Annotated in this window: 8 protein-coding genes; 5 read left to right on the top strand and 3 right to left on the bottom strand. The window is 47.0% G+C overall.

Annotation, left to right across the window (positions count from 1 at the left end; genetic code table 11):
- The 3 genes from IQ257_RS19680 to IQ257_RS19670 all read left to right on the top strand — a co-directional run.
- A partial coding sequence (locus IQ257_RS19680) for a beta-ketoacyl-ACP synthase (protein ID WP_193933168.1) occupies positions 1–841 on the top strand: 841 nt, incomplete at its 5' end.
- 187 nt (positions 842–1,028) lie between these two features.
- Positions 1,029–3,347, top strand: coding sequence for a PAS domain-containing hybrid sensor histidine kinase/response regulator (locus tag IQ257_RS19675; protein WP_193875685.1), 2,319 nt, complete (start codon positions 1,029–1,031; stop codon positions 3,345–3,347).
- On the top strand, positions 3,344–6,406 hold the full coding sequence (locus IQ257_RS19670; protein WP_193875694.1) for an adenylate/guanylate cyclase domain-containing protein: 3,063 nt from the start codon (positions 3,344–3,346) through the stop codon (positions 6,404–6,406). The genes IQ257_RS19675 and IQ257_RS19670 overlap by 4 nt, the downstream gene beginning before the upstream one ends.
- Positions 6,407–6,455: 49 nt before the next feature.
- On the opposite strand, the gene gghA is transcribed toward IQ257_RS19670, so the two are convergent.
- Both gghA and IQ257_RS19660 read right to left on the bottom strand, forming a co-directional pair.
- Complete coding sequence (gene gghA / locus IQ257_RS19665) at positions 6,456–8,915, bottom strand: glucosylglycerol hydrolase (protein WP_193875696.1); 2,460 nt, start codon at positions 8,913–8,915, stop codon at positions 6,456–6,458.
- A 347-nt stretch (positions 8,916–9,262) separates the two neighbouring features.
- Entirely contained in the window at positions 9,263–9,988 is a 726-nt protein-coding gene (locus tag IQ257_RS19660) for a DUF2993 domain-containing protein (RefSeq protein ID WP_193875698.1), read from the bottom strand.
- Between the two features lie 284 nt (positions 9,989–10,272).
- Here IQ257_RS19660 and IQ257_RS19655 point away from each other — a divergent pair, with 284 nt between their 5' ends.
- On the top strand, positions 10,273–11,085 hold the full coding sequence (locus IQ257_RS19655; protein WP_193875700.1) for a pseudouridine synthase: 813 nt from the start codon (positions 10,273–10,275) through the stop codon (positions 11,083–11,085).
- Complete coding sequence (locus tag IQ257_RS19650) at positions 11,082–11,876, top strand: helix-turn-helix domain-containing protein (protein WP_193875701.1); 795 nt, start codon at positions 11,082–11,084, stop codon at positions 11,874–11,876. The genes IQ257_RS19655 and IQ257_RS19650 overlap by 4 nt, the downstream gene beginning before the upstream one ends.
- Positions 11,877–11,921: 45 nt before the next feature.
- Here IQ257_RS19650 and malQ read toward each other — a convergent pair whose 3' ends face one another.
- Positions 11,922–13,430, bottom strand: a complete 1,509-nt coding sequence (malQ, locus tag IQ257_RS19645; protein ID WP_193875703.1) for a 4-alpha-glucanotransferase — start codon at positions 13,428–13,430, stop codon at positions 11,922–11,924.
- Between the last annotated feature and the right edge of the window lie 76 nt (positions 13,431–13,506).

Raw genomic sequence — 13,506 nt, 5'->3', positions numbered from 1 at the left:
GGATGAATTGACTTCTTCCCCATTCCCGGCTTTAGAGCATTGGCTGGACACGCTACCTCACCAAGCCGCGATCGCTGCCGCTCGTCAGATTGGGTCAACTGGAGTTGTTCTCGCACCAATGGCAGCTTGTGCAACCGGAATTTGGGCGATCGCACGGGGCTTTGAATTGATCCAAACCGGTCACTGTCAACAGGTCATTGCGGGTGCGGTTGAAGCGCCAATTACGCCGCTGACTCTGGCAGGATTTGAGAAAATGGGCGTTTTGGCAAAAACAGGTGCTTATCCCTTTGACCAACAGCGTGAAGGTTTGGTTTTAGGAGAGGGTGCTGCTGTTTTAGTGCTAGAGTCAGCCGATTTAGCCTTGAGTCGCAGAGTACCTATCTACGGGCAGGTGTTAGGCTTTGGCTTGACTTGTGATGCCTATCACATTAGTAGCCCTCAGTCAAGCAGTAAGAGTGCAATTGCAGCTATTAAACAATGTCTTGATCGTAGTAATCTTTCTCCGACTGAGATTGACTACATCCACGCTCATGGGACAGGTACTCGCTTAAATGATCAGCATGAAGCTCAACTCATTGGGCATCTATTTCCCCAAGGCATACCACTCAGTTCTACCAAGGGAGCTACAGGTCATACATTGGGAGCGTCGGGTGCTATTGGTGCAGCCTTTAGTTTAATGGCACTGAAGCATCAGATAGTGCCGCCTTGTGTGGGGTTAAAAGAATCGAAATTTGATTTGGAATTCGTGACTCAAGCGTATTCTCGTGATGTGCGTCGGGTGGTGTGTTTCAGCTTTGGGTTTGGGGGACAGAATGCGGTAATGGCGTTGGGCAATTATTAGCATTGACTCTTTCTTCGGGCACTCAGACAATAGCATTCTTAAATTGTGGCGAAACTAAAACCTATTTCTAATTGCCGAAAGGATAGAGAAGATAAGTAGCAATCATTTTGTTACAAGAAATAGGAATAAACTAAAGAAAAGCATCTTTCAAAAGCTTCCGGTTAAAATAAAAAAAAAGGCTTATTTTATGCTGGAGGTATTAAAAAAGCTGTTTACTTCTGGAGCATTTATTCCTCACGGGCATTGCTACCTCTGGCAGCCAGGATTGGTATGGCTTCATGTCTTGTCCGATTCTCTGATTGCGATCGCCTATTATTCTATTCCCATCACCCTCGTCTATTTTGTCCGCAAGCGCGTCGATTTACCCTATCCCTTAATTTTTCTATTGTTTGGTGCATTTATTGTGGCTTGTGGTACGACTCATCTGATGGAAGTTTGGACGCTCTGGCATTCTACCTATTGGTTGTCGGGTGCTATCAAAGCTGTAACTGCTGTCATTTCAATGTACACGGCAGCAGAGCTGATTCCATTAGTTCCTAGAGCACTAGCTCTCCCTAGTCCAGCACAACTAGAGACAGCTAACCGAGAACTAGAAAGGGAGATTAAGGAGCGTCAGCGAACCGAAAAAACCCTCGAGCTTCACAGTGTAATTGTCAGGAGTATGGCGGAGGGGGTTTGCCTAGTCAGAGCTACTGATGGTGTGATTGTTTATGCCAATCCCAAATTTGAGAGTATGTTTGGCTATGGTGCAGATGAGCTGAATGAAAAACCTGTAGCAGTTTTGAATTATGATGATGATGAGCAGAATGCCAAGCAGGTTGCCCGTGACATTATGCACCAATTAAATAAGTATAGTGAAGCGACCTATGAGGTTCACAATGTTAAGAAAGATGGGACACCGTTCTGGTGTCAGGGGAATACATCTAGATTTGAACATCCTGAATATGGAACAGTTTATGTTGCTGTTCATGAAGATATCTCCAAGCGCAAGCAGGCAGAAGAAATCCTGAAACAAGCAAAAGAAGCGGCTGTTAGTGAAGCGGCACGAAGCGCATCGGCTAACCGCGCCAAGAGCGAATTTCTGGCAAATATGAGCCATGAACTGCGAACCCCTTTAAACGGAATTTTGGGATACGCCCACATCCTCAAACGAGAAAAAAACTTAACAGTCAAGCAAGAGAATGGACTGGACACTATTCAACAATGTGGTGAACATCTGCTTACCCTAATCAATGATATTTTAGACCTTTCTAAAATTGAAGCTAGGAAAATGGAAATCCGCGTGAGTGATTTTAATTTACCTAGATTTCTTGACAATATTGCTGCAATATTTCGTCTCCGTGCCACACAAAATAACATTTCCTTTTGTTACGAAACCTTTTCTTCTTTACCCATTTTTGTCCGGGGCGATGAGCAAAAATTGCGACAAATTTTAATTAATGTACTGGGAAATGCGATTAAGTTTACTAAAACAGGCGGAGTTGTTTTCAAGGTTGGTTATCACCAGGAGAAAATTCGGTTTCAGATAGAGGACACTGGCATCGGCATTGCACCGGAGAAATTAACAGAAATCTTTCTGCCCTTCCATCAAATTGAGAGCAGCCACCATTGGGTTGAAGGCACGGGACTGGGACTAGCGATTAGTCAGAAATTAGCGAAGTTGATGGGGACTACATTGGAAGTGACCAGTCAATGGGGTGCTGGTAGTGTTTTCTGGCTGGATTTAGAGTTGCCGGACGTGCCAGAATTAACGGAAATTGCCAAAACTGAGGAGCGCAATATTATTGGTTATCAAGGGAAAGTGCGCAAAATTTTGGTGGTAGACGATAAAGCGGAAAATCGCTCAGTTATTGTTAATGTCCTCGAACCGCTGGGGTTTGAAATCTTTGAGGCAACCGATGGTGTTGATTGTCTGAATAAGGCGCTTGAGTGTAAGCCTGATGTAATTTTAATGGATTTGGTGATGCCTGTCATGGATGGCTTTGAGGCGACTCGGCAACTTCGGCAGTTAACTGAACTTGACAAGATTGTAATAATTGCCATATCAGCAAGCGTTTTTGATTATAATCAAACCAAAAGTCGGGAAGCAGGTTGCGATGATTTTATCCCTAAGCCTGTGCAGGTACAGAATCTCTTAGAACAGCTAGGGGTTTATTTGAGACTGGAATGGGTTTATGAGGATGAGGGAGGTTCGCAAGCTGCTGATTCTGATTTAGGGGGTGCTGATGACGATTCAGAGGGTATCGCATCTAACCAACACGCCTTAAATCCAAACTCTAAAATTTTAAATCCAAAATTAATGGCTCCGCCTCCGGATGAAATCGCTGTTCTCTTGGATCTAGCTATGAGAGGCAACACGAGGAGAATTCTGGAGCAAGCAGCGAGGCTGGAACAGATGGACGAGCAATTTGTACCCTTTGCGTCAGCGCTTCGTCAACTCACAGAAAGCTTTCAGATCAAACAAATCCGGGAATTTCTCGAATCCTATAGGTCAAGTCACGAATGAGCGTGGAAAATCTAGCAGAAGCCGTCATCTTAATCGTAGATGACACCCCGACTAATTTAGGGATGTTGTGTGATTTTTTGGCTGATGCTGGGTTTGAAGTCTTGGTGGCAACTGAGGGTGAAAGTGCGATCGCTCAGGCGGTATATGCCCAACCTAATCTGATCTTGTTGGATATACTCATGCCGGGACTTGACGGGTTTGAAACCTGCCGTCAACTGAAAGCAAATCCGTCAACCCAAGATATCCCCGTAATTTTTATGACGGCGCTGGGTGAGACAGCCGATAAGGTGAAAGGGTTTCAGGTGGGAGCAGTTGATTACGTGACTAAGCCGATTCAGCCAGAAGAAGTTTTAGCCCGGATCACCAACCATTTGACAATTCAGACGTTGCAAAAGGAACTGCAACTGCAAAATCTGCAACTGCAACAAGAAGTTAAAGAACGCCAGAGAGCAGAAGAGTTAGTCCGCCAGCAGGCTCAACAGGAAAAACTCCTGAGTGAAATTGCCCAACGCATCCGGAAATCCCTGGACTTAGACGAGATTCTCGACACCACGGTGAGTGAAGTGCGGCAGTTTCTGCAAAGCGATCGGGTATTGATTTATCGATTTTTTGAGGACTGGAGTGGAGTTGTTGATGTAGAAGCGGTTAACACCCCAAGCCTATCCATACTGAATACCCAAATCAACGATCCTTGCTTTGAAAAAGACCTGATTCAGCCCTACCAAAAAGGTCGTATTCAGGTTACAGACGATATCTACACAGCAGCTTTAGCACCGTGTTACGTTGAGTTGCTCCTCAAGTTTCAGATTAGGGCGAACTTGGTGATTCCTATCCTCCAAGGAGAACAATTGTGGGGGTTGCTAATTGCCCATCACTGTTGTCAACCCCGACAATGGCAGCCGTTAGAAATTGATTTACTCCAACGATTATCCACACAAATTGCGATCGCCATCCAGCAGGGGCAACTTTATCAACGGCTGCGCCGACAGAACCAAGTGCTAGTAACTCTGGCTAAGAGCAGAACCGTCAACTACGGCGACTTGAACTCTACCCTCAAGCAAGTCACTGAAGCGGCAGCTCAAACTCTGGAGATTGAGCGGGTGGGTGTGTGGCTATACAGCTCTGACTACTCCAAGATTCATTGTCTCGACTTGTTTGAGCGGAGTACCAACTGTCATACACAGGGAATAGCGTTGATGGCAGTAGACTATCCGGCTTATTTCAAAGCCTTAGAACAAGAGCTTACCCTTGCTGTCCCCGATGCTGACACGAAGCCTATCGCCCTTGACTTGCAGGTAGGATACCTGCCATTCGAGCGCACCGCCGTCGGTTTTTACGGAGAGACAGCAATCTTGGATGCGCCGATTCGAGTGGGAGGGCAAATCGTGGGAGTTGTGTTGTACGAACACCTGAAGCTAAACCGTCAGTGGGCACTGGATGAACAAAACTTTGCAGGTTCCTTAGCTGATGTAGTTTCCCTAAGCTTAGAAGCCCGTGAACGTCAACGGGCAGAAGAAAAAATCCGCCTCTTACAAACAATCACCCAAGCCATCAGTGAGTCCCCAGACTTTGACTCTGCCCTGGAAGTCACCCTACGCAATGTCTGTGAGACGATTGGCTGGAATTTTGGCGAAGCCTGGATTCCCAATTCAGATAAAACCTTTCTAGAATGCAGTCCGGCTTGGTATGCCAGTAACCTGCCTGCCCTAGAGAAATTTAGACAAGATAGCCAGACGCTGCGGTTTGCTCCGGGTGTAGGGTTGCCTGGGCGAGTTTGGTCATCCAAGCAGCCAGAATGGATTCAGGATGTTGCCATTGAGCCAGACACTGTGTTTGTACGTTCCCCGATGGTATTCAATAGCGGACTCTGTTCCTGTTTAGGCATTCCTATTGTTGTTAATGACCAGGTGCTGACTGTTTTTGTGTTCTTCACATTAGAGTCTCGCCAACCCGATCAGCAATTAATCGATCTTGTTTGGGCAGTGGGAACCCAACTGGGTGTTGTGATTCAGCGCAAGCAAGCAGAAGAAGCGCTCCGTATCGCTGAACAGCGTTATCACAGTATTGTAGAAAATGCAATTGAAGGCATCTTTCAAACCACACCATCCGGGCGTTTTTTGAGCGCCAACCCAGCACTCGCAAGATTTTTTGGCTACTCTTCCCCAGAAGAACTGATCACCAGTATCAAAGATATTGGGCAGCAAATTTATGTTGAACCCAACCGTCGAGGTGAATTCATTGCTGCCATCCAAGAAGACAATGCCGTGTTTGAGTTGGAGTCTCTGGTCTATCGGAAAGATGGCAGTGTAATCTGGGTATCTGAGAACACTCGTGCGGTGCGTGACTCTGCGGGTACGTTGCTCTACTACGAAGGCACTCTCTCTGACATTACGGCACGTAAGGTGGCTGGGGAAGCCGTGCGTTATCTCAATGAACAATCGGAGCAACTGCTGCTCAATATTTTACCGGAGCCAATTGCCCAGCAGTTAAAACGATACCCCGATATCATTGCTGATAGCTTTGAAGGCGTCAGTGTTCTATTTGCTGATATTGTTGGTTTTACTGAGTTCTCCGCTCAAACCTCTGCCAAAGAACTGGTGCAGATTCTCAATTTAATTTTCTCCACCTTTGACCAGTTGGCAGAGCGGCATGGTTTGGAGAAAATTAAGACCATTGGTGATGCCTATATGGTTGCGGGTGGTTTACCGACACCCCGCTCAGATCATGCGATCGCTATTGCGGAAATGGCATTGGATATGCAATCTGAAATGGTCAGAGTTGGTGAAGAAACGGGTAACGTGTTTAAACTCCGAATTGGTATCAACAGTGGACCCGTCGTGGCAGGTGTCATTGGCATCAAAAAGTTTATCTACGATTTGTGGGGCGATACTGTAAATGTTGCTAGCCGCATGGAATCCCAAGGCGTGGATGGTGCCATCCAGGTGACAGCTACTACCTATGAGCTACTACGAGATAAGTATTTGTGTGAGGAACGGGGCATTATCTCTGTCAAGGGTAAGGGGGAGATGACCACTTATCTACTCACGGGTAGACAGTAGGGAGTGGGGAGTGGGGATTTGGGAAGTTTCACCACACCCAACTCCCAACTTATCTTTTTTCAGCAACGTGTTTCAACAGCACAGCCTGAGAATCCTGCAATTCAAAGCAGCGCAAATCTGCTAAGTGGTTATCATCAAGTCCGGGAGAAGCGATCGCAATTTTCCACTCTGCCAGCTCCAATTGCAGCCAGTCCCCGAGGGTGACGGTTATGGGCTTCCCTCCCATATGGGCAACCATTGCTACCTGCTCGCCATGATCCTGGGGATTACTGCGAATACCGTAGAAAACGGTCTGCTCGTTATCGCTAATTTTATTAAACCGATCCGTACCTGCCAAGTTATGACCTAGCCAGGGATGAGCGTGGCGAAAGCGGCGCAAATTGAGGTTGAACCCTGTTCGTAATGAATCTAGAGCTGTCTCGTAGTGGGAGACATTACAAACTTCATAGCAGTCTTCCATAAACATCAGGGAAAAGGACTTCAACCGCTCAAGCGTCAAGTCCTTTAAAAACGCGATCATGCCCGGTTGATTCAGTTTTTTCAAGTGCTCAATGTCACACTGATCCGTGTTATCTCCCAAACAAAACTGACAAGCCCGAACTACCTCGACCAGATTGTAATCTTTTTCAATCATAGCAGTTTGCAGCGCCCTACCAAATTCCCGCAGCTGCTCTAATTCTAGAAATCCAAGGGACTTTAAGTGGGTAAAATTTCCCTCTGCGGCATACAGTTGGGACGTAATTTGCCAATCTAAAAAGCCGATTTCCTCCGCAACCACTTTCACACCATAGCGTTCGTCAGTATTACGGAAAAACATCCAAGGCGCGTGCATTGTCGCATTGATAAAGTCCATGGGCAAGCCTGGACTAAACCCGTATACCCAAAGCGTCGTGGCAGGATTGTCATAGGCATTTTTGAATACTTCCGGCAGCGTACTGCCTAAATGCCAATTAATCGGCGTGTCCAACTCAATTTGATTGCCCCGTCGCACTGTATCATGGTTAGCACAGCCGGTAATCCAGCGATCGCCTTCATACATCACCTCACAAACTCGCCGCCACTTGCGATCCCAAAATGTTTCTAGTGCAGGGGTGTTATGGGCAAAAATTAGAGGTCCCCACTGATAAGATTCTGGCTTCAAGTCGATCAGTTCGCGATAAGTAGAGATGTCTTCCCACCCCTCAGCGGGCCAAGGACGCCCGTCTTCAAAAATGGTAAATAACAGCCGCTTGTGTCCCCCAATTTCTTGAACGACATCGCTCATCGCTAGCAGGTAAGCATCATCGTATTCTACCAATCCGGAAAGGGGATTGAAGAAGCGAAAATCCTGACCGCCATCAATGCGGATACCATCGGCTCCCGTGTTAAGCTTACGCCGCTGCATTTCCAAGAAAATTGCCCGCACGGTCGGTAGCTGATGGTTCAAGTCTTGACCGTACATATTGGGACCTTTGAGGAATTGGCGGTTTAGCAGCAACTCAGACTGGTTATCTGCATGACCGTAGACCAAATCGTAAATCAAATGGATTGGACCCGTGGGAAAGTTATGGAGAGTGGCAATAAAGTCCACCAGTTCATCCGGCCGCAGACTGCCTAAAAGCGCTGAATTGGTAGCACTCGATCCTAAAATAGGAACATCATAGCCCCAGTCCTGAGTATTGGACTTCCTCAATTTAATTTTGAGTCCATTTTCGTCTTCAGAAATAAATGCGAAAAACTCACTCTCTGGACTGTACTCGTCTCGGAATTCAATAGTGGGTTCAATAGGCAATAGCTGAATAGCATCATAGCCAGTGTAGTTCTCTTCGGCTGGCGTTAAGGGAAGATTAGCTGCCAGTTTGCTAGCAATTTCGCGGTAAATGCAGGTTAACCCCTCAACAGTTCCCTCTTTGGAGGCGGTGCCAATATGAAGTTGCAGTATATTTCGAGGAGCAGGAACCCGGGGAAGAGCCTGGGACTCGGACGCGACACCAGTGGCTTTGAAGTAGTCGAGGTCAGCCCGTTGGTTTTGTAAGCTGCTCATATCGTACAATTCAGCCGGTCCGAAGACACCGTAAGGCAGGGAATAGGAAACCACATCCCGAATGGCTTGTAAGTTGCCTTGCTGATCGATGTAGCGCAGCCAGTAAAATGAACCTAACTGTTCTCGGCTGCCCGGTCGCATTCCCGCCACCACACCCCAAAAGAACTCGCCTTCTTGTTTTAGAAACAGGCGTTCGCGGCGAAAAGTAACCGTTTGCTCGACTGCCTGTAAATCGATGGGATCAAGGGGCGTCAAGACTTCCAAATAGATTTCCATCTTGCGCATGACCTGAGCCAGCAGTCTGGGAGTCCAAAAGCCAATTTCAGTTAATCCATCGGCACGATAGTGAGCTCCCAAGCGAGTGGCTAAGGCTTGCGCTTTTTCAAAATAGGTGGCATCCGAATGCTCAAGAGTAGATGCCCAATCGAGTAATTCTTGGGTGGCATCTTCAACGAGTTTTACAGCAGGTTTAGTATCGACTATCACGGTAACTTATCTCAAACAATTCCCAACAACGGTACGGGCTAACTTAGTACTGGCACCTTTTGGGAGTATTACCAAGTCTTTGGCTTGCCCACCCGCACTTGTGATCCAGTTAAGTCTAACAGCCCTGGAATCCAAAACATCCTGAAGGTTGAAAATGAAGGAAAAAACCCAGAAAAAGCTTTTATTGTTAACTCTTTCCTCCTACTCCTTTCGGAGAAGACTGATGTCAACCTCAGGAGTAGCCACTCGTTAAATCGAGATTGAACAAGACAATTCAGGCATTCAGGAATTTTGGGAATCTCAGAATGCCTGAACTCCTTGATCAAACTGCTAATTCTTGGCTCTGTTCAAGGCATCACGTTCAAGTGTCCACGACAGGTTAGCTGACCGGGAGTTAGAGTGAGTTCTTGAATGCTAACCTCTGAACCTAAATCGATGCTGAACGGCTCTAGGTCAAGCGGGGGTTGGTCGGGGTAAAGTTGAATTTTGAGGGGATGCAGTTGCAGTTTTTGAGATGTCACCCGTTGGATATCAGCGCAAATGACGACTGGAATTAGTTTGCCCTCCGTGTCGTCGATCACGCCTTTTAGGGTTAGCTGTCCGGGATTAATATCAGCTTGGTGCCAGTTAATGGGTCGATTTTTGAGGCGATGAGCTTGATGGATGATAGTGTTAGATTGCAGGAATGCGTCGAGTAACTCAGTTATGGCATTGGATAGTAAAGGTGATTGTAGGGAGGTTTGCAGGTCGTTTTCGAGCAGCAATAGCTGACCAACAACGGGGAAGGGGGCTAACAGGCGTAAGGGCTTGCCTTTAAACACCTGACCCAAGTTGAAGCGAATATGGGTTCCATTAAGCTGAATTTGGCTCAGATGCAGCCCTTGATAGATGGCGCGACGGGCGGCAACTGAGACACGAGGAATGTGACCGGTGAGGATTTGGCGATCGCTGCCAGTGATTTTGAAGTCTAAGGCATCCACTTGTTCCACTTGCGATCGCAACCAGAGCCGTACTGCTGGTGAAACAACTGTACTGATAATTTTCAAAGCTTTTGGAGGAGTATTAACGCCCATGCGTGTAAATTACAACTAAACCTTTACTAGCTAGGCAATAATCCATTGTGTCTCTGAGTTAAGCTATTTGCTTGTTCCAAAGCTGAACCTCTTGCAATTATGCCCAGTCTTGTAATATTTGTACATAGTCCACTTGGATCAGTGCTGGGAATCGGGATCTTACTTGCAGAGGGTGACGCCAATGTCAACTCCCTCTGCTGTCAAGATAAGTCCCTGCCCTAGGGGATAGCCTGGGACTAGCACCACAGTGATCTAGACCGACACGCACATACTGAAGTTGGAACATGGAGGAACGAATACAAAAAATCCTTTCTCAATGGGGGGTTGCCTCACGCCGTCAAGCTGAGAAAATGATCTTAGCAGGACAGGTTCGGCTGAATGGCACGGTGGTGCATCTGGGGCAAAAAGCCAATCCAGAAACGGATTTGCTAGAAATCAATGGCAAACCTTTAAAATCAAGTGAGCGTCCTCGCTTTATTTATCTTTTACTGAACAAACCAGCGGGTGTAATATCTACTTGTCGCGATGTTGAGAAGTGTAATACTATTCTGGAGAAACGTCATACAGTCCTCGATTTACTGCCGTCGGAAATTCGAGAAGGTCAAGGTATACACCCAGTCGGACGACTGGATGCTGAATCAACAGGCGCGTTAATTCTAACGAATGACGGGGCGCTGACTTATAAAGTTACACATCCTCGCCATCACGTACCCAAAACTTATCAGGTTTGGGTACAAGATTATCCCCCTGAATCAGCTCTCTTAGCTTGGCGTCAGGGAGTCGAACTAGAGGGAAGAAAAACACTACCCGCTCAAGTCCGGGTACTCAAACGGCGGACAGATCAGACGCTTCTAGAAATCGTGCTAAAAGAGGGGAGAAATCGGCAAATTCGTCGGGTTGCCAACTTGTTAGGCTATCGAGTCATTCATCTACACCGTACTGCGATTGGTCCAATTCAATTACAACTGCCAGGTGAGCCGGTACTGCTAAGAGGTCACTACCGTTATCTTAAAACGTTTGAAATTCGCTTCCTCCAAAATCGAATCCATCCAATACCAGAAAAAGTGCCAGCAGATACCAAGGAGTACCGTGTATGAAGGAGAATAAAAGCCATTTGCAGCAAGAACAACTTGAAAAGCTCGAAGAGCTAGGCGCTCGCCTCCGTCAGCGCCGCAATGAAAAGTCCATTGGCATTGAGGAAGTTGCCGCTAAAACCCGTATTCAGGCAAGACTATTGAAGGCGATTGAAGAAGGAAAATGGGATCAATTGCCAGAACCCATTTACATTCAAGGGTTTATCCGACGCTTTGCCGAAGCCCTTGGGTTAAATGGGGCAGAATTTGCCAGTGCTTTTCCCACAGGATCAGGATTGCAGTATATGAAACCCTGTTGGCGCTACTTACCAGGGACTCAATTGCGACCCATTCATCTTTACGTGCTCTATATTGGGTTGGTTATTGGCGCAGTGAGTGGGTTATCTTATCTAGTCAGCCGTTCAGCCATACAGGTGATTGAAGTGGAAAATAATCCTTCCCATGCCCAACAGTTTCCAGTTCCCGAAACGTCTCAACTCGTAGAGTCACAACAGCCACCAGAATCTAGCCAATCTGCCCAAGTAACCCACTCCAGTTTAGATGGTAAACCAGTGCAAGTCGGTGTCACCCTCAAATCCCAATCTTGGCTGCGGATTGTCGCAGACGGCAAGACCGAATTTGAAGGCGTCCTACCGGAAGGAACCCAGCGCACTTGGGTAGCCGATGACAAACTGATCGTTCGGGCTGGCAATGCTGGCGGTGTTCTGGTTGAGTTTAACAACCAATCGGCAAAGCAGATGGGAGCGCCCGGTGCTGTTGAGGAACTGACCTTTGCTGCTAATCCCAGATCCTAGGAGGGTTGTCAGTTGTTAGTTTTCCTAACAACCAACAACCTCTCCCTAAGAACCCATCGGTGTGCGACCGTAAGTATAGGTCAGGGTTTTTAACCGTTCACGCAACGAGTCATTTAACATAGGGGGGCGATAGCGCCATTTCCAGTTCCCTTCTGTTGTACTAGGGGCATTCATTTGGGCTTCTCCACCCAAATCCAACAAGTCTTGCATCGGTACAATGGCAAGATCAGCTATACTACTCAGGGCTAACCGAATCATGTCCCAGTTGATGCCCTCAGGACTGACACACCCCAGGTAACGGAGTACGTTCTCCCGTTCGTAGTTGGGGATCTGGTTGAACCAGCCGATCGTTGTATTATTGTCGTGGGTTCCTGTATAAATAATACAGTGGCGGTTAATGTTAAACGGTAAGTAAAGATTATCAGGTCCACCCCCAAAGGCAAACTGCAAAATCTTCATACCCGGAAACTCAAAACGATCGCGCAGTTCCAGCACCTCTGGAGTAATCAGACCCAAATCTTCAGCAATAATGGGCAAACCTCCTAACTCTTGCTTCAGGACTTGAAAAAACTGATCACCAGGCGCTTCCACCCAGCGTCCATTCATGGCGGTGGTTTCTCCTTGCGGAACCTCCCAGTATGCCTGGAACCCTCGGAAATGATCAATCCGCAATACGTCTACATACTCGAACATCATCTTGATTCGCTGTAGCCACCAACGGAAATTGGTTTGCTCTAGCTTCTCCCACTTATAAATGGGGTTACCCCACAACTGACCGGTTTCGCTAAAGTAGTCCGGGGGAACCCCAGCCATCAGTTTAGGCTCACCCGTCTCCTCATCTAGGGCAAAGATGTCCCGATGCGCCCAGACATCTGCACTGTTATGGGCTACATAGAAGGGGATATCGCCAATGATCCGGATGTTACGCTCATTGGCATAGTTCTTTAACCACGACCACTGGCGAAAAAACTCAAACTGCACGTACTTTTGGTAATATATGCGATCGCTCAACTGCCGCCGCCACTTGTCTACTGCCGCTGGTTCCCTTTTGGCAATGTCCGGCTCCCACTTGTGCCAGCTTGCATCCCCAAAGGTATTGTGAAGCGCCATAAATAAAGCATAATCGTCGAGCCAGTCGGCGTGACGCTCACAAAATTGGTCAAATTCCTCGTGGAATTCTGGTGAACCCTCCGTTTGGAAGCGATCACAAGCTTTGATCAGCAGAGCTTTTTTAATGGCAAAGACGCGATCAAAATCGACCTCATCTACAGGAAACTCAGGTAGATGGCTTAAGTCTTCATCTGTCAGCAGTCCCTTCATCTGCAATTGTTCGGGACTAACTAGCATCGGATTTCCCGCCATGGCAGAGTAACAGGCATAGGGAGAGTTCCCGTAACCCGTTGGTCCTAGGGGTAAAATTTGCCAGAATTGCTGATCGCTCCCTACCAAAAAATCAATGAATTGATACGCTTCCGTACCTAGATCACCAATACCATAGCGACCGGGAAAGGAAGTAGGATGTAATAAAATGCCACTCGATCTCGGAAACAGCATAAACAACTCAACAGAACAAGCAAGTCCTATCGACCTTATCATGGTAAGAAGGGGTTAAGCATCAATATCAATTGGA

Origin of the sequence: Coleofasciculus sp. LEGE 07092, from assembly GCF_015207375.1 — a bacterium.
Lineage (GTDB): Bacteria > Cyanobacteriota > Cyanobacteriia > Cyanobacteriales > Coleofasciculaceae > LEGE-07092.
This window is presented reverse-complemented; position numbering and strand designations above follow the sequence as displayed.

Bases quoted from the DNA above. Each gene is read 5' to 3' on its own strand.
- IQ257_RS19675 (WP_193875685.1), top strand. From the start codon at position 1,029: ATGCTGGAGGTATTAAAAAAGCTGTTTACTTCTGGAGCATTTATTCCT.
- IQ257_RS19670 (WP_193875694.1), top strand. From the start codon at position 3,344: ATGAGCGTGGAAAATCTAGCAGAAGCCGTCATCTTAATCGTAGATGAC.
- IQ257_RS19660 (WP_193875698.1), bottom strand. From the start codon at position 9,988: ATGGGCGTTAATACTCCTCCAAAAGCTTTGAAAATTATCAGTACAGTT.
- IQ257_RS19655 (WP_193875700.1), top strand. From the start codon at position 10,273: ATGGAGGAACGAATACAAAAAATCCTTTCTCAATGGGGGGTTGCCTCA.
- IQ257_RS19650 (WP_193875701.1), top strand. From the start codon at position 11,082: ATGAAGGAGAATAAAAGCCATTTGCAGCAAGAACAACTTGAAAAGCTC.
- malQ (WP_193875703.1), bottom strand. From the start codon at position 13,430: ATGCTGTTTCCGAGATCGAGTGGCATTTTATTACATCCTACTTCCTTT.